The organism is Streptomyces sp. NPDC002032 (genome assembly GCF_042890765.1).
Taxonomy (GTDB): domain Bacteria; phylum Actinomycetota; class Actinomycetes; order Streptomycetales; family Streptomycetaceae; genus Streptomyces.
In genome coordinates this window covers 291,610-311,481 of the sequence record NZ_JBIASM010000005.1, presented here as the reverse complement: position 1 = coordinate 311,481, position 19,872 = coordinate 291,610, and the positions used below count along the sequence as shown (strand labels likewise).

Below are 19,872 nucleotides of genomic sequence, written 5' to 3'. Positions count from 1 at the left end.
GAGCTAGGGACAGGCTTCCTCGGTCTTGGCGGCGGTGAAGGCCAAGGGCTGGCCGGTGAGCGCTGCACCGGACTTCGGGTCCTGGGTGCAGACCTTCCAGTTCGACTCCTGGAGGACCATGCGGCTCTGCACCGCGTCCTTCACGGTGATGCTCGCGTTGGCCGGGAGCGCGGAGCGGACGGCCTTCATACCCTGGCCGACGAAGTTCGGCATGACGTCGCCGGCCGGCTTCGGGGCGGGCGCGTCTGTGGCGGGGCAGGTTTCTTCCAGCTTGACCGCGCCGAAGTCCACGGCGGTCTTGGTGTCGAGGCCCGCGCCCGCTCCGGGGGTCTGGCTGCAGACCTCCAGTTCCGGTCGAGTGCCTGGAACCGCTCACGCCCCAGGCGTCGTGTGACGTGAGGACGAAGAACCCTGCCCGCTGCGCTTCGTCCTGGGCCGTCTGGAGGCCCTTGCCCACGAGGTTGGGCAGAGCAGCCGTCTTGGCGGAGGGAGCAGAACTGGACGTCGTAGGGGTGGCTGCTGGAGTGACCGGCGTTGAGGGCTTTCCGCTGTCGGCGACCTGAGGATTGCACGCGGTGAGAGCGAAGGCGCTCGCGGCAGCCAGGAAGGTGATGGTGCGGTGTGTGCGCATCGCGCCATGTTGGCGGGGTTCGGGTGGCTGTGTGGGCGCTGTGACCGGTCTGTGACGCTGGAAGGCCTGTACGGAGGCGGTCCTTCCTCCGTACGGGGACCGGCTCCGGGGTGGTCGGCCAGCCGTCGGGCGGCGGTCATCGCCTCCCAAGATCTTCCAAGTGAGGTGGCGCGACTGACGGCCCGAACGCTGCCGCTGGTTGTGTTCTACTCGCGGGCCCTCAGCGCGGGCTCGTGCAGGAAGGTGACACGCTTCTCGGGCGCAAGGTTCGGCGACTGAGTCCGCGCGTTCTCCCGCGCCAACTTCGGCTTGAACGTATAAAGTTGGCCTCTGCATGCACGAACGGGGAGGCGTTGTGGCAGCAGGGGGAATTCTCGTCGGGCTGATTCTCGACACTGGGCAGGACGATGGGGACTACATCGAGGAGGAGCTCCAGTACCTGCTGGCCGAACTGAGCCACCTGGACCTGGTAAGCATCGACCGTGTCCCTGCTTCTCTCCAAGTGCCGCCCGGCGCCCGCAGCTCTGGCACCGTGGAGCTGGGTACCCTCCTGGTTGGCCTGGGCGGCAGTGGCGCGTTGCTCCCAGTGCTTGTTGGGCTGGCGCAGGATTGGCTGAACCGTCGCCGGTCCGGCACGATTCGTATCCAGATCGGTGGCGACGAGATCGAGCTCTCCACGTCCTCTGACGAGATGCGGCGGCACGCCTTGGAGGAGTTCCTTCGACGCCACCAGGGGTGAACAATCGTGGCGAAGCGTGCCCTGATCATCGCGAACAGTCACTACGAAGATGACCATTTCGCCACGCTCCCGGCAGCCATCGCCGATGCGGAGGCGCTCACCAAAGTCCTCGGCGATCCGCAGATCGGCGGATTCGACGTCGACGTGCTCGTTGACGTCCAGCAGCGCACCGCGATGCGCGCCTTGGAGTCCTTCTTCGCCGGGGCAAAGCCCGACGACCTCCTTCTCGTCCACCTGTCGCTGCATGGCTGGAAGGACTTGCGTAACCGGCTGTACTTCGTCATGGGTGATACCGAGCGCGACTATCCCGGGGCCACAGCCGTCTCCGCAGATGTGGTCGGCAACTGGATGAGTGAGAGCCGTTGCCGGAGTATCGTCGTCTTCCTCGACTGCTGCTACAGCGGAGCCTTCGCCCTGAACGGGCGACGCCGCGACAGTGGTGTGCCCACCATTGATGTTGCGGAGCCCTTCGCGGGCAATGGCCGCGTCGTACTCACGGCCTCCACGGCCCTGCAGTATGCGCATGAGGGTGATTGGGACGTCCGCTACAGCCGCCGCACGCCCGCCGAGCCCTCTGTCTTCACTTCGGCCGTGGTGAATGGGTTGCGTGACGGGTCCGCGGATCTGGACGGCGACGGGCTCGTGTCCGTCGATGAGCTCTACACCTACGTCCACGAGCAGGTCCGCCACCGAATCGCTGGCCAGACACCGACGCTTAGCGTCGATAGCGCGCAAGGCACGATCTACGTGGCTCGCAGCCCCCGCCGCAGAGATATTGACCGGCTGGCCGAGATGCGGTCAGCCATGCGCGAGGCCGAGGCATGGAAGCGCGTAGGCTCCTTGCATCTGGTCGAACGGTTGCTCGGCAGCGTGCATGGGCCGACCAGGGACGCGGCGCGAGCTGGGCTTCTCGGGCTTGTCGCTGATAGGGACCGCGACGTCGCTAGGCGCGCACTGAAGCTGTGGCATGGCCGCGGGCTTGGCGAGATCCCCGTACAACAGGGCCCGGCCGGCCCGGGGCGGTCTCGGTCGGAGGCCCCCGCTCGCCCGTTCGTAGGCATCGACTTCGGTACGACGAACTCGGCGATCGGTGTTTTCGAGGGTGAAGACGTCCGCTTGATCCCCAACGCGGAGGGAGCGTTCACCACGCCTAGCCTCGTGGCCGTCACTTCCGAAGGGACGATTCTGGTGGGCGCGGCCGCGAAGCGGCAGGCCATCACCAACCCTGATTTCACTGTCCGGTCCGTGAAGCTGAAGCTGGGCACTGACTGGAGTCTCACACGCCGCGGGGTGCGGCTGACGGCAGAGGATGCCGCGCGGCTGGTCCTCACCCGTCTACGGGAGGATGCCGAGGCCTACCTCGGAGGGCCGCTCGGTGCGGCGGTGCTGACGGTTCCTGCGAACTTCGGGCTGGACCAGCGGGCGGCATTGGTCAGGGCTGGCAAAGAGGCGGGACTCGATGTCATCCGGATGGTCAACGAACCCACGGCTGCGGCAATGACATACGGCCTGAACCGGGACGAGAGCACTGTACTGATCTTCGATCTCGGCGGGGGCACACTCGACGTCTCGCTCATAGAGGTCTCCGACAACGTCGTGGATGTGAAGGCGACCGCAGGCGACAACCACCTCGGCGGCGACGACTGGGACCTGCGGATCGTCAACCACATCGCGAGCCGTATGCGGGAGCGGTACGGAGTCGACATATCTGCAGACGCCTCGGCAATGCAACGATTGCAGGAAGCAGCGGAGACGGCGAAGACCGAACTATCCGTGACACGCACTGCGTCCCTCCGACTGCCCTACCTTGCTGCTGGTCCCCAGGGACCGCTGCACCTTGATGAACAGCTGACCCGTGAGGAGTTCGAGGCATTCACCCAGGATCTACTGGAGCGCTGTCGGCGACCTGTCGATCAGGCCGTCAGAGACGCCGGGATCACGCTCTCCGACATCGACCGGGTCATCCTGACGGGCGGTGCCACTCGGATGCCGGCGGTGGGGGAACTGGTCCGCCGACTTGCGGGTAACCGGGAACCCTACCGTGGCTTGATCCCGGAGGGGGTTGTCACCGGAGCCGCGCTCCAGGCCGGCGTGCTGTCCGGAGCTCAGAAAGACGTGTTCCTCCTGGACGCCTGTTCCTCATCGATCGGAGTCGAGGTTCAGGGGGAGGTCGTGGTGAGGCTGATCGAGCGGAACACCACGCTGCCGGTGAAACGTAGCGAATTCCTCTCGACGTACGTTGACAATCAGTCGACAGCCATCCTCCACTTCGTCGAAGGAGAGGAGGACGATCCGGCGCGGAACAGGACTCTGGCGGTTCTCACCTTGCCACTCGGGCTCAGCCCTGGCGGTATCCCTCGGATTGAGGTTCGTGCTGATCTGGATACCAATGGTCTGCTGCACGTTACCGCTATGGACCGAGGCACTGGCGAGATGACCACGGATGTGGCCAGCCACGCGACCATGAAGAGGGCCGCCGATCTCGTCAGGTCGCCGCGCTGGAGCGACTTGCGCCGACTCGCTCCTTCGCTGCCTGAGCACTACTCGCGTCCGTCCGACAGAGGCTGAGGACACGGTGGTCGCCTGTGTGTCAACGCTCCCTGTCTTCAAGAACCCGCGACACCCGTGGACAGTCGGCCGCCGGTCAAGGGGCGGGGGCTTCTCTTTTCAACACTTTGATCGGTGTGTTGCGGATACTGCGGAGCCGTGGCGGCCCTCATCAAGGGGCAAGCTGTTCCAGTTCCCGCGCGAGTAGAAGGCAGCTCTCGACGAAGTCACGCGCCGCCGCGGGGCCGACGTCAGCCGCGAGTTTGCCATGTACAGCTTGGTTGCGCAGTTCGCGGAGACGTCGGTACAGGCTGAGTCCTTCGGGGGAGACTCCCAGCGCCTGGAACATGTTCCTCCAGTCGAGCACCCGTGGAGCCATCCCTCGGTGAACGGGCTCGGGCATAAGTTCCGGATGCTGGTTGATCAGCGCCCAAGCCACACGCTCCAGTTCGTTCCAGGCAGACACGATGGCGCCGACTGGCGACGCGTCCGCCATGTGCCGAGCTTCCCTGAAGCGCCTGGGGTTCACGATGGTGCCAGATGTGCCCTCAGGGCTGTGGCCTGCGGGAGCTCCGTCCTCTGGCTGGACGCCCTCTGGCTGAGTAGTAGCCGCTGTCAGCTCCTCCGCCTCGTCCAGGGCATGACGCGCGGCGGCGGCGAACTCGATCGAGCCCGCTGGCGTTTCGACGCGGCTCATGCGCTTGAGCGCCTCGGCTATCTGATGCCGAAGTACCCACACACAGCCGACGGTGACGCTCGGCCACACCAGGGCCTGTACGTACTTCAAGACGAGTTCGGCGATCTCCATCAAGCCATGATCCAGCACTGATGTCGGATGGGCGCTGCAAGGCGGACATTTGTAACAGAGGCGAGATCGGGCATTCGATCTTGCCGCTCTCCCACGCTCGGCTGGTAGATCGGGCCCTCGGACGTTGTTGTTGATCGCCACCTGGTCTCGGATGCTGGTAAACCCAGGCACGACGAGTGGGCTGATGGGTGATCACGAGGCCGTGCCGCTGACCACGGTCATGGAGCGGCTGGATGTCGCCCAGAGCACCGCCAGCGAGATCCGTAGAGCTCGTAACAGGATCTTGATGAGATGCCCTGGTCAGCCGTGACCGGTGTGACGATTCGGCCGTTCGAGATGTTGTGAGCACTCGGCCGTGGATCGTGGACGACGACTTGTGGGCACTGATCGAGCCGCTGCTGCCGCCCTGGCCGACGAGGTCGCCAGGGCCGCGGCCGGTGGCAGACCGATTGTGTCTGCAGGGCATCCTGTACGTGCTCTGCAATGACATCGCCTGGCAACTCCTGCCGCCTGAGCTGGGGTTCGGCTCGGGACAGACCTGCTGGCGGCGCCTGGAACGGTGGCAGCAGGCCGGGGTCTTCGACCAGCTGCACCGGATCCTGCTCGCCGAGCTGAACGCGGCCGGCCGGCTCGACTGGTCGAGGGCGTGCGTGGACGGCTCTCACATCCGTGCGAAAAAGGGGGCTCCGACACCGGTCCGTCGCCGGTCGACCGGCGGAAGACGGGCAGCAAACACCACCTGATCTGCGACGGACGAGGCACCCCGCTCCGGGTCATCACGACGGGGGCGAACGTCAACGACGTCACCCAGACCCTCGCCCTGGTCGACGGAATCCCACCGGTGGCAGGTCGCCCCGGCCGTCCCCGCCGGAGGCCCGAGGCCCTGCTCGGAGACAAGGGCTACGACTCCAACCCCAACCGCGATGAGCTGCGCAAACGCCGGATCCTGCCGGTCATCTCCCGCAAGGGGTCACCGAACATCAAGGGCATGGGCAAGCTCCGCTACGTCGTCGAGCAGACCTTCGCGCTGCTCCACCAGTTCAAACGACTCGCCGTCCGATGGGAACGCCGCACCGAACTCCACGACGCCTTCGTCTCCCTTGCCTGCAGTCTCATCTGCTGGCGACGCCTCAACAAGCCCGACTCATGATCGTGTTACGAGATCTAAGGGGTGTGGTGGATGGCCATACCCGTAAGGCCAGAACCTTGGTTGCCAAATAGTCCGGCGTTGACCAAGGGGCGGGCAGATTGCTGACTCAGGGGCGATGTGCGACGTCGGCGCCTCGCGCCCCGTAAGGAATGATCCAGGATCCTAGATCCTAGATCCAGACGCGTATTCCTCGCGAGCCCTCGACGAGGGCTCGTCGAATGCCCCTGACCTGCATTTTCTCTGCAGGCGGCTGGAGTGGACTGCCTCCTGGGTTGAATTGTGCGAGCGCTACCGCGCTTCATTGGGCAGTGGATCTGAGAATGCCAAAATGCGGGTCAATTCGGACGATCGAGCCCTCGATGCATCCTCGCGAGCCCTCGTCGAGGAACTCGCCCATGGAGTCCGTGGGGCCTGCGCTGGGTCTTATAGCAGACGATCCCCGGTCAGCCAAACCGGGAATTCTCCGGATGGTTGTGGGAGTACTCGGCGACTGCCTCCGGTCGAGCGGTCGCGTCTTCTCTCCCCGCATGCGCGTCCTCATGTGCCATGCCGAAAGGATTCCCACCGTTGCGACTTCCCTCGATACCGCCTGCCCTGACGCACCCGGCCGAGGCCGGTACCCGCAGGGCTCCCGCCGTCCGCCGCCCCGGAGACGAGCTGACCGTCGACGAGCTCTCCTCCGAGCTGCCTATCGCGCGGTCGACGTTCTACGACTGGCGCCATGAGGGTCGCGAACCCCAGGGGAGAGTCGCTGCGCGGCGGCCGGCGACGGCGGATTCGGCTCTTCCGGGTGGGATCCAGGCCAGCCACCCGCGGCAAGGGAGACTGTGAATCCCACCGGCGGATCGGCGTGGCGGCCGTGCGGGTTCGACGTGATCGAGACGACCGATTGCCGCCGCAACATCATAGTGAAGTACGTCGCTTCGAATGGCCAAGGTGCTGGGAATGCCGTCGGTGACTTGAGCAGGGCCCGCCGACACCTCAGCCGCGAGATCAAGCGCCTGCAGAAGGAACAGGAGCGCGGCGGCAAGCAGGGGTGACCTGGATATGGTTTGTCGCCGTCTGTCGGCGTTGACGTGTGCCGGCGCTGTCGCCGATCTTGTGATGCTGGCACGTTTGCTTGGATACCGCACCGCCCTGGCATCGGAGCGGTCCGTCGGGCGGGGGCCGTCGTGCACGCGACTGCGGCAAAGTGCTGACTCGCCGACGACTCTGCCCCAGGACTCACGCGCAGTTGGGGCAGTCCGTGACGTGGGTGGCGTGCAGGGATTTGATCAAGGTGAAGTCGGCCTCGACTGCAGCATGGGAGTACGAGGCGAGCGCCCCGAGCCCCACCCTCTCACCGTCCCTGAGGACCAGTCCTGGGGCCTCCGTCGGGGCCAGGCCGGAACCATCACCGGGGGGGCACCGCGCCGACCGTACACCAGGGAACGACGTTTGAGCGCCTCAGGCCACGCTCGGTCAGACCCATAGAGTCGATCTGCACTCCCATGACACTACTGCGGAAGGCAGTCCACACGCCGCCCGCCGCAATCACGGCGAAGAGCACCGCACTGGCGGGATCTGCGGGGTCCCCGCTGATCAGCATCCCAGCACCCATCAGCGCAAACAGACTCCCCACCACGAGCAGGACTATGCGCTGCCCCGGCCTGTGGAGAGTCCGGGTGGGTATCTGGCGCAGGGAAGGGGGCTCCATGCCCGCGCCCCTAAGCCGTAGCCACAATCCGCGCACGGGTTTCAACCGTCATAAGGTCGGTGCCAGAGCCTGATTGTTCGTACCTGCCTGGGCGCCTCGATGCGTACGTCGACACCATCCCTCGAAGGCAAGCCGTAGCCCCGCATTCGCGAGGGCTACGGCTTCTGTATGTGTCACGGCTGTCTACGTCGCCGACTCCTCGGCAAGTCGAAGCGATGCCTCAATGGCGTCAATGACATCCAGCCCGATCTGGAGCCGCCGCTCGTCCAGTTGCTGACTCGCTACGTGCTGCTGCGTCGGCAGATTGTGCGTGACGACCCCGTGGGCGACATCGTCGGTCAACTCGACATGTACTGCCTGGGCCATCCGCCGGACGTCGCCCAGCTGCACCATGAACCCGAACGCCTTGCCCGGGATCGGATCGCGATAGACCTTGACGCCCACCTGGTGTTCTCGGAGGAAGAGCTGCTTGCCCTCGTCGTCCCGCGAGTTCCAGATGTCCGCGAAGGTGCGGCCGGTCAGAGCGAAATTTCCGCGCTGCTCCTCATACTCCGCGAGCTGGGCGCGAAGCCGTGACAGCTTCGCGGACTGCGAGTTGAGCAGCGACCAGTAGACCTCTTCCTTCTCCGGGGCGTCGTATTTTCCCGCTCCGAAGTCGGCCTTCAGCCGGTCGAGGCGCGCCTGCGTGGCCGTGATGTCGCTGGACGGGTCGTACAGGTCGGCTGCCACCTCTCGTGCCTCGGGGAGATGACCCATGTGCTCCAGGAACACCTTGGTGAGTTCGCCTTCGAGCTCCGCCGAGTCCACGGCCGCGGCGCTCTCGCATGTGCCCTGAACCTTGTGCCGGCTGCACTTGTACCGGGAGTAGTGCCACTCCTTTGCCGGGCGGTCCCCCTTGGCGGGCTTGCGGTTGGTGAAAACGGCCTTCGTCAGCGGACCGCCACAGGAGCCGCACGTGGCCACTCCGACCAGCATGGCCTGGCTCTTGGTGACCTTGGGTCCGAAGGCGCGGTTGTCCGCCAGTTTCAGGACCACCTTGTTCCAGGTGGCGAGGTCAAGAAGGGGAGTGTCCGTGATCATGCGCGGATTGCCGGCGTCGTCCTCGACGATCTCACCCTTGTAGGTGTAGAGCCCGGCGATCTTGGGGTTGAGCATCATGCCCCGGATGGAGGAGTTCGACCACTGGCTCTCCTGCGCCCGCTTGCTGTTGGGCTGGATCTGCGAGAGCCACGTGGGCTCGCCCCTGGTGGCGAGTTCCTTTGAGATGGAGCGCAGGCTCTCGCCGTCCAGGATCTTCTTCGCGATCTCCTGGGCGAGCTCCATGTAGTGGGGGAGTGCTTCGAGTCGCTTCCCCTTGCCTACCTGGACGATCTCGTAGCCGAAGGGCGGGAGGCCGGCCACCCACATGCCGGAGGCGAGGCGGGTCTGTACGGCGTCGAGTGCCCGGGATCGGATCGTGTCCAACTCTCCCTCGGCGAAGACGGCGAGGATCTGGGCGAACATCTTGCCCATGGGGGTGGACATGTCGATCCCCTCCTGGGTCGACACGATGATCTTGCCGTTCTCCTGGCACCACTGGACGATCTCGCTGAAGTGGGCGACCCGGCGACTCAGCCGGTCGATCTTCATGACGCAGAGCGCGTCCCAGAGGCCCTTGTGCTCATCGTCGAACCACTTGCCGAGGTCGGGGCGCTTGAAGGGGTGGAGTCCGCCGGACACGTCGGTGTCCGTAGCCCAGGCGACGATTCGAGCGTCCCGTCCCGGCGCCTCCACCCAGTGCTGTACGTGCTCCTTCTGGCGGGGTATCGCCGTGGAATCGTCGGTGTCGACGGAGAGCCGCAAGGAACCCAGGACGCGCAGTGTCATGGGATGACCCTAGCGTGAGTTGGTGGATGGCCAAGAAAGAAGACCCTCGCTCTCCAGATCGGACACAACCGCTCGGCCCGCGGTCTGGAGGGCGTGATCTTCACCCGTGACGACCGTGCGGGCGAGGGCAAGCTGTCCTCCCGCCTGGGGCTGGTGACGGAGGCGGTCGAGGCCGGCGAGGGCATGGACCTGTACGCCTACCTCGTCGCCCACCTCTCCAAGGGCGCGAAGGCGGACTACGTGATCGTGGACGAGGCCCAGTTCCTCGCCCCGGAGCAGATCGACCAGCTCGCGCGCATCGTGGACGACCTCGGCATGGACGTCTTCGCCTTCGGCATCACGACGGACTTCCGCACGAAGCTGTTCCCCGGCTCCCAGCGCCTGATCGAGCTGGCGGACCGGATCGAGCAGCTCCAGGTGGAGGCCCTGTGCTGGTGCGGGGCTCGCGCCACCCACAACGCCCGGACGATAGACGGCGAGATGGTGGTCGAGGGCGCCCAGGTCGTGGTCGGCGACGTCAACCGCCCGGCGGGGGAGATCGGCTACGAGGTCCTCTGCCGCCGCCACCACCGCAAGCGCATGACGAGCGCCGCCGCCCGGGCCGGCACCCTCTCCCCGGACGTCCTCCCGGTCAACCACACCTGACGCGGGTCCCCGGGCAGGGAAAGGCCGGCGGAGGCTGGGGCTCCGCCGGCCGGCGTCAGGGGGTCATGGGGTCAGGGGGTCGTCTTGCCCACCTCCAGGTCGGCCGTCGGGGACTTGACCGTGCCGCCGGGCGGGCCGGCCGGGGCGCTCGTGTTGTTCTCCGGCCTGGGGTCGTGGGTCAGGGCGTCGACGGTGGCCGTGTTGCGGATGTCGGAGCCGTTGCCGGTGTACTCGGGATCCAGCTTCACCTTGATCACCCAGGTGACCGAGGCCCCCGGGGCGAGGCGCGGCAGCGGGCCGCAGGTGACGGTCCGGCCGGAGGCGCACGCGGCGTCGCCCGAGACGAAGCTCAGCGCGGTGGGCAGGGTGTCCGTCACGGTGACCTGTTCGGCCTGCGAGGGGCCGTTGTTGGTGACCGTCAGGGCGTAGTCGAAGGTCTCGCCCGGGGCCACGGGGGTGGTCTGGACGGCCTTCTTGGTGAGGGCGAGGTCCGCCGCCGGGTCCGTGACGTGGCCGCCGGGGACGGTCGCCGTGCTCTGGTCGTTCTCGCTCGCCGGGTCGATGTTGTCGGCCGTCACCTGCGCGGTGTTGCGCAGGTCGCTGCCGTCGCCGCCGTAGGCGGGGTCCACCTTGACGGTGAGCAGGTACTCGACGCTCTCGCCAACCCTGAGCGGGGTCGTCCGCTTGCACGACACCAGGTGGCCGGCGACGGTGCAGCCCGCGGGCGAGGAGGCCACGTACGAGAGGCCCTCGGGGAGGTTGTCGGTGAGCTTGACGTTGAACGCGTCCGCGGACGGGCCGTGGTTGGTGACCCGGATGCGGTAGTCGAAGCTCTCGCCCGGCACCGGCGGCCGGGTGCCGACGGCCTCCTTGGTCACCGACAGGTCCGCGGTCGGCTTGTTGACGGTGCTGCCGGGCAGGCCCGCCGGGCTGCTCGTGTTGTTCTCCGGCCGGGGGTCCTTGGTCGTCGCGGTGGCGGTGGCCGTGTTGCGGATGTCGGAGCCGTTGCCGGTGTAGCCGCTGTCGAGGCGGACGGTGAACCGCCAGGTGCGGGACGCCCCGGGCTCCAGTACGCCGACCGGGCCGCAGTGGACCGTACCGTCGGTCGCGGTGCACCTGTCGGGGGAGCCGACGAAGGAGAGCTGCGCGGGCAGCCGGTCGGCGACGGCGGTGTCGACCGCCCGCGAGGGGCCGTCGTTGTGCGCGGTGACCACGTACTCGAAGGTCTGCCCGGGGGCGATCGGGGTGTCGTTGGCCGGCCGCTTCGTCGTCCACACGTCGGCCTGCGGGGCGGTGACCCCGCCCGGCGGCAGCACGGCGTGCGAGGTGTTGTCGGCGGGCACCGGGTCCTTGGACGCGGAGGCCGAGGTCGCGGTGTTGCGCAGGTCGCTGCCGTCACCGGAGTAGGCGGCGTCCAGCTTCACCTTGAACGTCCACACCACCTCGGCGCCCGGCACGAGCCGCGCCAGCGGACCGCAGGTGACGGTCCGCCCGGACACCGAGCACGGATCGGCGGAGGACACGAAGGTCAGCCCGTCCGGCAGGGTGTCGTTGACCACGACGTTGCGCGCGTCGGAGGGGCCCTTGTTGGACGTGCGGAGCTCGTACTCGTACTCCTGGCCGGGCACCGTCGGCCCCGCGCCCAGCGGGGTCTTGACGGTGGCCAGGTCGGAGACCGGATCGAACGGCCCCGGGGGCAGCACCGGATCGGGCTTGTTGTTGGCGGGGTCGGGATCGGTGGCGTCCGAGGTGCCGTTCGCGCTGTTGCCGAGGTCGGAACCGTCGCCCTGGTAGGAGGGGCTCAGCCGGGCCTGGAAGCTCCAGCTCCGGCTCTGCCCGGCCGCCAGCTGGGGCTCGGGCCCGCAGGTGACGGTCTGGCCGACGGCCGTGCAGCTGTCCGAGGAGCCCACGAAGGAGATCCCGTCGGGGAGCCTGTCCGTCGCGGTGACGTTCCGGGCCACCGAAGGACCCTTGTTCTTCGCGGTGAGGGTGTACGTGATCAGGTCACCGGGGGCCTTGGCGTGCCGCGCCGTCACCTCGACCGCGTGTCCCCGTTCCGGCGGGGCGGCGGCGGCCGCCGGGACCGGCCCGGCCCACAGAGCCGCGGCGCAGAGCAGCGGGGCCAGGGCCCGCACCGCCGGCCGCCGGCGTGGTGTCGTCGTCATCGCGCATCGTTTCCGTTTCGTGCGTGCGAGGACCGTACAGAGCGCTGTACGGGAGTCGGGGGGAAGGGGTGCGGGAGCGTCCGGGTCAGCCCGCGGCGGCGCGCTTGGCGAGCTCGATGTCGGCGCTCGGCGGCCGGGTCCGGCCCCCCGGCACTCCGGCGGAGCCGCTGTTGTCGAGCGGGTTCGGGTCGGCGGTGACCGCGCGGGCGGTCGCGGTGTTCCGCAGCGCCGTGCCGTCGCCGGTGTACGCCGGGTCGAGGCGGACGGTGAAGGTCCACGAGCGGCTGGCGCCCGGGTCCATGGCGGCTTCGGTCCCGCAGGTCACGTCCCGGCCGGTGGCGGTGCAGCCGTCGGCGGAGGAGACGAAGGCCAGCGACGGCGGCAGCGGGTCCCCGACGGAGACCTTCCGGGCCACGGACGGGCCCGCGTTGCGCACGGTCACCGTGTAGGTGAAGGTCTCGCCCGGCGCGACCGGCGTACGGTTCTGGGCGGTCTTGGTGAGCGCGAGGTCGGCCTGCGCGGCGGCCACTCCGCTCGGGGGCGCCACGGCCGCACTGGTGTTGTTCGCGGGCTGCGGGTCGGGGACGGGGTGCCGGACGGACGCGACGTTGCCCAGGTCCGAACCGTCGCCCTCGTAGGCCGGGTCGAGCCGGACGCGCACCGTCCAGGCTCCGGTGGCCCCGGGCGTCAGCGGGCCCCGCACCGGGCACGACAGCCGTTGCCCGTCGGCGGTGCAGCCGGAGGAGGAGGACACGAACCGCAGCGGGGCGGGCAGGGTGTCGGAGACCAGCACCGTGGGGGTGCTGGAGGGGCCGAGGTTGCGGGCGGTGATGCGGTACTCGAACTCCTGGCCCGGGACGACCGGGCCGGACCCCAGCGCCTCCTTCTCGGCGGCCACGTCGGCGCGGGCCGTCACCACGATGTCGGGGGCGGTGGCGGTGTTGTCGGCGGGGTTGGTGTCGGTGCGGTCTGCGGGGGCGGTCACGGTGGCGGTGTTGCTCAGCGCGGTGGGCTGGGCGGGGGCCGTGCCGGTGAGGGTGTAGGTGACGCTCCCGCCGCGTTTGAAGTCGGCGGTGGTGTCGAGGGTGTTGCCGCTGCCCGAGGCCTTGCCGCAGGTGCCGCCGGTCCCGGCCCGGCAGGTCCAGGTGACGTCGGTCAGCCCGGGCACGCTGTCGCGCACGGCGGCTCCGGTCACCTCGTTGGCCTGGCTGTTGGTGACGGTGACCGTGTAGGTGACCGGTCCGCCGCCCGCCGGAACCGGCGTGGGGGAACCGGACTTGGTGATGCCGAGATCGGCGGGCACGTTGATCTGGAGGTCGTCGATCTCGTGGTTGTTCGTCGCGCCGCCGGTGCCCGCGGAGAAGCCGACCTTGAGGGTGGCGGGCAGGGCAGGCTGGTTGGCGATGGCGGTGACGTCGTAATCGGTGACGAGCAGGTTCATCGCCGTGCCCGGTCCGCTGTCCGACCAGACCGACAGCAGCATCTTGGTACCGCTGGGCAGCAGGGAGATCCGGACCTTGCGCTCCTTGGCGCGGCTGCCGGTCTCCACGGTGGAGCCCGGGCCGTCCGCGGCCGTGGCGTAGCGGTAGCCCGAGGTGCCGTTCCCGCCGCCGCGCACCACGATCTTGTTGGACTGGGCTCCCGGACCGCCGTTGCCGACCGTGCCGGAGGAGAAGTTGCCGAACTCGTCCAGGCCGACGCCGAGGTAGGCGCCGGGGACGCCCGAGCTCGTGCAGCGGTTCACCAGGCCCGAGCAGGCGTAGCCGAGGCTGCCGCCGGAGGGGCCGGTGCCGTCGGCCGCCGATCCGTCGGTGAGGTAGAAGGACAGGCCGTCACCACGCTTGCCCTCGAAGGCGGTGCCTCCGTAGGTGGCGTAGCTGAACTCGGCGACGATGCCGAGGCTGGAGGGGAAGGAGTCCTTCATCTTCCAGGTCCCGGCCTGGGAGGAGCTCGTCGAGGTCAGCCTGAGCCAGCCGCCGCCGGGGTACGTCGCGTTGCCGCTGGTGGTGCCCAGGTTGGTGGAGCTGTCGAAGGTCTCGTTGACGGGGAAGGCCAGCGCCCGCGTTCCCGGTCCCGTTGCCGTTGCCGTTGCCCTTGCCGTTCCAGGGCCGTCGGCCCGGACCTCCGCGCGGCCGGTCGTCGCGGCGGCCGGTGACGGCAGGAGCAGTGCGGCCGCGCACAGCAAGGGGGTGGCGGCCCTGCGCCACCGGGCACTCCAGGGCATGGTCATACCGGAACGTTCCTCGTCTTTCCGCTGTGCGACGGCCGATGGCCGATGCCGATGCCGATGCCCCCCCCGGTGGGCGGGCCGCCACGGGAGCCGTGGCGGCCCGCCGCTCAGGACCGCGCGCGGAAGGCCGTCCGCAGGACCGCTCCGCCGGCGACGAGGGAGGCCGAGAGCCACAGCAGCCATTGCGGCACCCGGGCGCCGGAGTCGGCCAGGTCGCCGCGGCCGCCGTGGTGGTCCTTGCCGTGGTGGTCGTCGCGCCCGTGGTCGTCCCGCCCGTGGTCCTCGCGTCCGTGGTCGTCGCGTCCGTGGTCCTCGCCGTGGTCCCCACGCCCGTGGTCGTCGCCGTGGTGGCCGTCGTCGTGGTCGTCGCCGTGGCCGTGGTCCCCGCCGTGGTGGTGGTCCTCGTCCCGGTCGGACACCAGGCACAGCCGGCCCCCGCCCGGACCCGTCGTCCCCGGCGGGTTGGCGTTGTCCGAGGGGTCGGGGTCGACGCTCGCCGAGGTGACCCGGGCGACGTTCTCCACGGGGACGCAGCCGCCCCCCGGCGGATGGGCCCGGCCGCCCCCGGCCACCACGCGCACGGTGATCCGGAACTCCGCCGTCTCCCCGGCCGCCAGCCGCTCGCGCGGCGGACACACCACCAGCCGGTCCTCGCCCCGGGGCAGCGTGCAGTCGTCGGGGGAGGAGAGCAGGACCAGCGAGGCCAGCAGCCGGTCGGTGACCGCGACCTGCCGCGCCGTCCCGGGACCCTGGTTGCGCACCGAGATCAGGTACGTGAACTTCTCGCCCGGCCGGACGTCCCTGCGTCCCGGGGCCAGCTGCGCGGTCTTGCGCAGCGACAGGTCCGCGACCCGCCGGCCGGGCGGGATCTCCAGACCCGTCATCGAAGCCGTGTTGTTGTGCGCGTCGGGGTCCGAGGTCTCGGCGCCGACGACCGCCTCGTTGACGATGTCCGTACCGTCGCCCCGGTAGCCGGCCGACAGCCGGACGGTGATCACCCACTTGTGGGACGCGCCCACCGCGAGGGCGTCCAGGGGCCCGCACACCACGGTCCGGCCGTTCGCGGTGCAGCCGTCGCGGGAGCCGACGAACTCCAGCGAGGCGGGCAGCCGGTCGGTGACGCGGACCTGCCGGGCGGTGGAGGGTCCCCGGTTGGTCACCGTCAGGAGGTAGTCGAAGGTGTCGGACGCGGCGGCCGCCGCCCCGCCGCCCTCGCGCTGTTCCCGGCTCGCGGGGGCGCCCGCCCACAGCGCGCCGGCCACCACGAGGTCGGCACCCCCGGGAGCCGGCGCGTCGCCGGCCCCCTCCTCGGCGGAGGCGGAGGCGGAGGCAGCGGTGGAAGCGGAGGCGGCCGCCGAGGGAACCGCCGGAACCGCCGGAACCGCCGGTCCCGCCGGAACCGAAGGGGCGGCCTCGGCGGACGTACGGGGTCCGGGCGCGACGGCCCCCGCGTCCCCCAGCGCGGCCGCGGCCGAAGGGGCCAGGGGCAGGAGCCCGTACGCCGCCACCACACCGGCCGTGCCCAGGGCGCGCCGACGGACGCCACCGGGGCGTTTCCTCGCAGTACGTGGCATCGGTTGCCCTTCGGTGAAGCCGACTCGCCAGGGGGCGCTACGAAGTCATCTCTTCACACAAGCGCGGGCGCCGATGCGCTCCGGTTGATCACCGCTGGACCAATGGGTGATCAGGTTCAGCCTCTCGGCCGCACGCCCCCGGGCCGCCGCCCGCGCCCTAGGATGCGGTGATCATGATCATGACGACGGGGGAGAGGGAATGAGTACGTACACGCGGGGGACCGCACCCGGGCCGCGGGACCGGCGGCGCAGCGGCTGCGCCGGGTTCCTGCTGCTGCCCTTCACGCTCGCGGGCCGGGTCTACCGCCCCACACGGGCCGGCCGGTCCGTGGATCCGCAGATCGAGCGGGCCCAGGTCGCCCGGACCGCCATCGGCTTCGTGGCCACCGCCTGGCTGCTCTACGCCTACCCGCTGCGCGAGTCGGCCGGCTCCGTCGTACAGGACAAGCTGCTGGACATGCTGATCAGCGCCGGTCTGCTGATGGTCCTCGTGTCGATCGCACTGGCCGCCTTCGTGTGGGGCGCCCGGCCGCCGGGTCCGGCCTTCTACCGGGCCCGGCTGCGCGGCCCGCTCGCCGCGCTGGGTTCGCTCTTCGGGACCGCGGTGCTCCTCGCCCTCGTCGGCCCGGCGGGCGACCTGATGCGGCTGGACTCCTTCGGCGCGGCCGGGGTGGTGATCAGCCTGCTGGTCGGCTGCGCCTACCTCTTCGCCCTGCCCTTCGGCCTCGCCTCGGCCGTCCTGTGCGTCCACCACAGCTTCCGGGCCGCCGACGTGCACGAGGTGCTGCCGCCGCTGCTCGCGCCGGTCCTGGTGTGGGCGATGTGCGCGCTCCAGGTCTTCGACGGCCCGCCCGTGGCCGCCCCCTGGTCGGTACGGCTGCTCTTCCTGGCCGGGCCGCCGCTCTCGGTGACCGCGCTGTCGGCGTGGGAGCTGCGCCGGCTGCGGGTGCGCTACGGGATCACCGTGCGCGGGGCCCTCGGCCGGTAGCCCCTCAGGCGGCCGGGCCGGACTCCGAGCCGGGTTCCGGGGCGGAGTCCGGCGCGGGCGCCAGGCCGTCCGCCACCAGCCCCGCCAGGACCGCCCGGCCCAGGGTCTGGACGGCGGACTGGGGGCGGACCATCACCGTGAACTCCTTGATCCGGCCCGCCCCGTCGAACTGGAGCAGGTCGATGCCGTGGATCTGCTTGCCGTCCACCTCGGCCCGGAACGGCAGGATCACCGAGGGGGCCTCCTCGCCGTCGGCGCTGGTCTCGGCCGCGCCGTCCAGCCGGCCCAGGTAGCGCAGGTCCTCGAACACCCGCAGGAGCACGCCGAAGAGGCCCAGCACCATCGGCCTGCCCTCGAAGGGGACGAACTTCACCGGGCTGTAGAGGCGCACGTCCTCGGTGAACAGGTCCTCCAGCGCCCCGAGATCGCGCTTCTCCACGGCGGCGCGGAAGCGTTCGGCAGTCTCCATGACCCCTCCTCGTAACAACGTTACTCAAGAATATGACTAGTCACTTTTTTGAGTATGATGCCGGTGCGGACGACGGAAGGGAAGGGGCTGCTGCGATGGCCTTGAGACATGCGGTGCTGGCGGCGCTGCTGGACGGCGAGTACAGCGGCTACCAGCTGGCCAAGGCGTTCGACGTGGGCGTGGCGAACTTCTGGCACGCCCTGCCCCAGCAGCTATACGCCGAGCTCGCCAAGCTGGAGAAGGACGGGCTGGTCGAGGGCCGCCAGGTGATCCAGGAGAGCCGGCCGAACAAGCGCCTCTTCCGTGTCACCGACGCGGGCCGCGCCGAGCTGGAGGAGTTCGCCGCCGCCCCGTCGAAGCCCTCCTTCATCCGCGACGACCTGCTGGTCAAGGTCCAGAGCGCCGACCGCGTCGCCACCGCCGCCGTGATCGAACAGCTCGAAGAGCGCGCGGCCGCCTCGGCGGGCAAGATCGAGCTGCTCACGGGACTGCTGATGCGCATGCGCGGGGACGTCGAGGAAGCGGAGTTCCTGGTCCGGGGCGAGCGCATCGGCGGTTACCTCACCGGCCTGCGCGGCCTGGCCTTCGAACGGGAACACCGGGACTGGTGCCTGCGGATCGCGGCCGTCCTGAAGGAGAGGGAGAGTGTCCGTGCCGAACGGTGAACCCCTGCGGTACGTCGCCCTCGGCGACAGCCAGACCGAGGGCCTCGGGGACGGCGACGACACCGTCGGCCTGCGCGGCTTCGCCGACCGGCTCGCCGCCCACCTCGCGGTCGCCCACCCCGGCCTGCTCTACGCCAACCTCGCCGTGCGCGGCCGGCTCGCCGGTCAGGTCCGCGCCGAACAGCTGGCCCCCGCGCTGGCCCTGCGCCCCGACGTGGCGACCGTCGTCGCCGGGGTCAACGACGTGCTCCGGCCCCGGTTCGACGCCGCCGCGACGGCCGCGCACCTGGAGGAGATGTTCGCCGCGCTCACGGCCACCGGAACCCGGGTCGCGACGGTGACCTTCCCCGACGTGGCCGAGGTGGCCCCGCTGGCCAAGCCCCTGCGCCCGCGCGTGCTCGACCTCAACGCCCGCATCCGCGAAGCCGCCGCGCGCCACGGTGTCGCCGTGGCCGAAACCGGTCTGGTGCCGGCCGCCACCGACCCCCGGATGTGGAGCACGGACCGGCTCCACGCCAGCCCGCTCGGCCACGCGCGGATCGCCGCCGCCCTCGCCGAGGCCCTCGGTCTGCCGGGCAGCGACGACAGCTGGACGCATCCGCTGCCGCCCGGGCCGCCCCGCGGAGCGCTGAGCGCCGTCGCCGCCGAACTCGGCTGGGCGGCCGGGTTCCTCGGCCCCTGGCTGGGCCGCCGCCTGCGCGGCAGGTCCTCCGGCGACGGCCGCACCGCCAAGCGCCCCGGCCCGCTGCCCCTCGAAACGGCCCCGGACCCGGCCTAGGACCCCGGACCGGGACCCGGCCCAGGACCCCGGCTCAGGGCCCGGCAGTCGTACGGACCAGGGCGAAGACCGCGCCCTCCGGGTCCGCCACCACGCCCACCCGCCCACGGACGCCGTCCCTGGGCGGCCCGACGACCCGGCCGCCCAGCCCGGCCACCCGCTCGGCTGCCGCGTCGGGGTCCGCCACCTCGAAGTACGTCATCCAGTGCGGCCCCCGGTCGTGCGGCAGCGACCGGCCGATGCCGTGCACCGCGGCGACCGGACGGCCGTCCAGACGCAGCGTCAGGTAGTCGAAGTCCCCCGACGGGTCGGGGTGCTGCTCACCCTCGTGCCCGAAGACGTGCTGGTAGAACTTGCCGACCGTCGAGGTGTCCTGGGTGACCAGCTCGTTCCACACCGGCGCGCCGGGCACCCCGTGCACCCGGGTCCCGGGGTGCGCCCCGGCCTGCCAGATCCCGAAGATCGCGCCCAGCGGGTCGGAGCAGATCGCCATCCGGCCCGCCGCCCCCGCGTCCAGCGGGCCCACCGCGACCGTCCCGCCGCAGCAGCGGATCGCCTCCGCCGTCGCGTCCGCGTCGTCGGTGGCGAAGTACGTCGTCCACGCCACCGGAAGGTGCCGGTCCGGCGGCATCTCGCCGATCCCCGCCACCTCCTGGCCGTCGAGGAAGGCCCGGACGTAGGGGCCGAGCTGGTGCGGGCCCGGCTCGTACTCCCAGCCGAAGAGGTCCGCGTAGAAGTCCTCGGTGTTCCCGAGCCCGTGCACCATCAGGCTCACCCAGCACGGTGTGCCGGGCGGGCGCTGCGAGGCCCCCGCTGCCGCCGTCATCTCAGCCGTCTCCTGCCGTCGTGTCCCTTTGCCCCGCTGATGCTTCCACTCCGCGACACCCGGCGCGCCCCGACCGGGCCGGGTGGGCGGGGCAC

General features: G+C 70.0%; 15 protein-coding genes and 1 pseudogene. 8 read left to right on the top strand and 8 right to left on the bottom strand.

The window, feature by feature from the left end; genetic code table 11:
* Positions 1–3 precede the first annotated feature (3 nt).
* Positions 4–291: a hypothetical protein gene (locus tag ACFYYT_RS15400; RefSeq protein WP_351815328.1), complete on the bottom strand. Its 288-nt coding sequence runs from the start codon at positions 289–291 to the stop codon at positions 4–6.
* Between the two features lie 674 nt (positions 292–965).
* On the opposite strand from ACFYYT_RS15400, the gene ACFYYT_RS15395 reads away from it, so the two are divergent.
* Both ACFYYT_RS15395 and ACFYYT_RS15390 read left to right on the top strand, forming a co-directional pair.
* On the top strand, positions 966–1,370 hold the full coding sequence (locus ACFYYT_RS15395) for a hypothetical protein (RefSeq protein ID WP_351815325.1): 405 nt from the start codon (positions 966–968) through the stop codon (positions 1,368–1,370).
* A 6-nt stretch (positions 1,371–1,376) separates the two neighbouring features.
* Positions 1,377–3,938 carry an Hsp70 family protein gene (locus tag ACFYYT_RS15390; protein ID WP_351815322.1) on the top strand — a complete coding sequence of 854 codons (2,562 nt, stop codon included), beginning with the start codon at positions 1,377–1,379 and terminating at the stop codon, positions 3,936–3,938.
* A 151-nt stretch (positions 3,939–4,089) separates the two neighbouring features.
* Here the strand turns inward: ACFYYT_RS15390 and ACFYYT_RS15385 are convergent, their stop codons facing one another.
* Positions 4,090–4,725 carry a hypothetical protein gene (locus ACFYYT_RS15385; RefSeq protein ID WP_351815319.1) on the bottom strand — a complete coding sequence of 212 codons (636 nt, stop codon included), beginning with the start codon at positions 4,723–4,725 and terminating at the stop codon, positions 4,090–4,092.
* A 359-nt stretch (positions 4,726–5,084) separates the two neighbouring features.
* Here ACFYYT_RS15385 and ACFYYT_RS15380 point away from each other — a divergent pair.
* Together ACFYYT_RS15380 and ACFYYT_RS15375 are read left to right on the top strand one after the other, a co-directional pair.
* Positions 5,085–5,875, top strand: a protein-coding gene (locus tag ACFYYT_RS15380) for an IS5 family transposase (protein ID WP_388608165.1) whose coding sequence is annotated in 2 segments (ribosomal slippage) — positions 5,085–5,400 and positions 5,400–5,875 — 792 coding nt in all. Because the reading frame shifts where the segments join, the coding sequence is not laid out codon by codon here.
* An 872-nt stretch (positions 5,876–6,747) separates the two neighbouring features.
* Positions 6,748–6,915 carry a hypothetical protein gene (locus tag ACFYYT_RS15375; RefSeq protein ID WP_351815313.1) on the top strand — a complete coding sequence of 56 codons (168 nt, stop codon included), beginning with the start codon at positions 6,748–6,750 and terminating at the stop codon, positions 6,913–6,915.
* 839 nt (positions 6,916–7,754) lie between these two features.
* Here ACFYYT_RS15375 and ACFYYT_RS15370 read toward each other — a convergent pair.
* On the bottom strand, positions 7,755–9,437 hold the full coding sequence (locus tag ACFYYT_RS15370; RefSeq protein WP_351815310.1) for a recombinase family protein: 1,683 nt from the start codon (positions 9,435–9,437) through the stop codon (positions 7,755–7,757).
* 36 nt (positions 9,438–9,473) lie between these two features.
* Between ACFYYT_RS15370 and ACFYYT_RS15365 the strand changes: the two are divergent.
* Positions 9,474–10,082 (top strand): annotated as a pseudogene (locus tag ACFYYT_RS15365) (thymidine kinase); the annotation flags it as partial.
* A gap of 71 nt (positions 10,083–10,153) precedes the next feature.
* On the opposite strand, the gene ACFYYT_RS15360 reads toward ACFYYT_RS15365, so the two are convergent.
* From ACFYYT_RS15360 to ACFYYT_RS15350, 3 genes are all read right to left on the bottom strand, one after another.
* The gene (locus ACFYYT_RS15360) at positions 10,154–12,247 is read right to left on the bottom strand and encodes a DUF11 domain-containing protein (RefSeq protein ID WP_351815307.1); all 2,094 of its coding nucleotides are present in this window, start codon (positions 12,245–12,247) and stop codon (positions 10,154–10,156) included.
* An 85-nt stretch (positions 12,248–12,332) separates the two neighbouring features.
* Positions 12,333–14,477: a hypothetical protein gene (locus ACFYYT_RS15355; protein ID WP_351815304.1), complete on the bottom strand. Its 2,145-nt coding sequence runs from the start codon at positions 14,475–14,477 to the stop codon at positions 12,333–12,335.
* A 107-nt stretch (positions 14,478–14,584) separates the two neighbouring features.
* Entirely contained in the window at positions 14,585–16,051 is a 1,467-nt protein-coding gene (locus ACFYYT_RS15350) for a DUF11 domain-containing protein (protein WP_351815301.1), read from the bottom strand.
* Between the two features lie 199 nt (positions 16,052–16,250).
* Between ACFYYT_RS15350 and ACFYYT_RS15345 the strand changes: the two genes are divergently transcribed.
* Positions 16,251–17,039, top strand: a complete 789-nt coding sequence (locus ACFYYT_RS15345; protein WP_351815298.1) for a hypothetical protein — start codon at positions 16,251–16,253, stop codon at positions 17,037–17,039.
* Between the two features lie 4 nt (positions 17,040–17,043).
* Here the strand turns inward: ACFYYT_RS15345 and ACFYYT_RS15340 are convergent, their stop codons facing one another.
* Positions 17,044–17,508, bottom strand: coding sequence for a nuclear transport factor 2 family protein (locus ACFYYT_RS15340; protein WP_351815296.1), 465 nt, complete (start codon positions 17,506–17,508; stop codon positions 17,044–17,046).
* Positions 17,509–17,603: 95 nt separating this feature from the next.
* Here ACFYYT_RS15340 and ACFYYT_RS15335 point away from each other — a divergent pair, with 95 nt between their 5' ends.
* A complete protein-coding gene (locus tag ACFYYT_RS15335; RefSeq protein WP_351815293.1) occupies positions 17,604–18,173 on the top strand; it encodes a PadR family transcriptional regulator in 570 nt (189 codons plus the stop codon).
* Complete coding sequence (locus tag ACFYYT_RS15330) at positions 18,160–18,951, top strand: SGNH/GDSL hydrolase family protein (protein WP_351815413.1); 792 nt, start codon at positions 18,160–18,162, stop codon at positions 18,949–18,951. Before ACFYYT_RS15335 ends, ACFYYT_RS15330 begins: the two co-directional genes overlap by 14 nt.
* A gap of 34 nt (positions 18,952–18,985) precedes the next feature.
* Here ACFYYT_RS15330 and ACFYYT_RS15325 read toward each other — a convergent pair whose 3' ends face one another.
* Positions 18,986–19,777 (bottom strand): VOC family protein, encoded by a 792-nt coding sequence (locus tag ACFYYT_RS15325; protein ID WP_351815290.1) that lies wholly within the window; start codon positions 19,775–19,777, stop codon positions 18,986–18,988.
* Between the last annotated feature and the right edge of the window lie 95 nt (positions 19,778–19,872).

Excerpts from the sequence above, each read along its gene's own strand:
- ACFYYT_RS15355 (WP_351815304.1), bottom strand. The coding sequence starts at position 14,477 with ATGACCATGCCCTGGAGTGCCCGGTGGCGCAGGGCCGCCACCCCCTTG.
- ACFYYT_RS15350 (WP_351815301.1), bottom strand. The coding sequence starts at position 16,051 with ATGCCACGTACTGCGAGGAAACGCCCCGGTGGCGTCCGTCGGCGCGCC.
- ACFYYT_RS15340 (WP_351815296.1), bottom strand. The coding sequence starts at position 17,508 with ATGGAGACTGCCGAACGCTTCCGCGCCGCCGTGGAGAAGCGCGATCTC.
- ACFYYT_RS15370 (WP_351815310.1), bottom strand. The coding sequence starts at position 9,437 with ATGACACTGCGCGTCCTGGGTTCCTTGCGGCTCTCCGTCGACACCGAC.
- ACFYYT_RS15395 (WP_351815325.1), top strand. The coding sequence starts at position 966 with ATGCACGAACGGGGAGGCGTTGTGGCAGCAGGGGGAATTCTCGTCGGG.
- ACFYYT_RS15325 (WP_351815290.1), bottom strand. The coding sequence starts at position 19,777 with ATGACGGCGGCAGCGGGGGCCTCGCAGCGCCCGCCCGGCACACCGTGC.
- ACFYYT_RS15360 (WP_351815307.1), bottom strand. The coding sequence starts at position 12,247 with ATGACGACGACACCACGCCGGCGGCCGGCGGTGCGGGCCCTGGCCCCG.
- ACFYYT_RS15345 (WP_351815298.1), top strand. The coding sequence starts at position 16,251 with ATGAGTACGTACACGCGGGGGACCGCACCCGGGCCGCGGGACCGGCGG.
- ACFYYT_RS15385 (WP_351815319.1), bottom strand. The coding sequence starts at position 4,725 with ATGGAGATCGCCGAACTCGTCTTGAAGTACGTACAGGCCCTGGTGTGG.
- ACFYYT_RS15335 (WP_351815293.1), top strand. The coding sequence starts at position 17,604 with ATGGCCTTGAGACATGCGGTGCTGGCGGCGCTGCTGGACGGCGAGTAC.